At 67.5% G+C, this 228-nt stretch carries 1 protein-coding gene; it reads right to left on the reverse strand.

Annotated features, from left to right (window positions below; all coding sequences use genetic code 11):
* Window positions 1–211 (reverse strand): hypothetical protein (locus tag OC372_RS19330; RefSeq protein ID WP_262003908.1); only part of this gene is annotated, 211 nt, incomplete at its 3' end.
* Between the last annotated feature and the right edge of the window lie 17 nt (window positions 212–228).

Genomic DNA, 228 nt, shown 5'->3' on the forward strand with positions numbered 1-228 from the left:
TGTTCTGGTCGCCCAGGTACAGCAGGTCGCGGGACTCGGAGTAGGCCATGCCCGCGGGCAGGCTCGCCTTCGAACGATCCACCGACGCCAGGTTCCCCGCCGATTCGTAGCTCAGCGTCTCCGGAAGCACCCGTTCGCTGACGGTGACGGCGGCCGAGGTGAGTTCCTCTCCCGGCGGGTTGAGGCGGAAGTCGCGGTTGGAGACGAACACGCGCTGGTGCTCCTCGT

This window comes from Microbacterium sp. Mcb102 (genome assembly GCF_024519805.1).
In the GTDB taxonomy this organism is placed as follows: Bacteria; Actinomycetota; Actinomycetes; order Actinomycetales; family Microbacteriaceae; genus Microbacterium.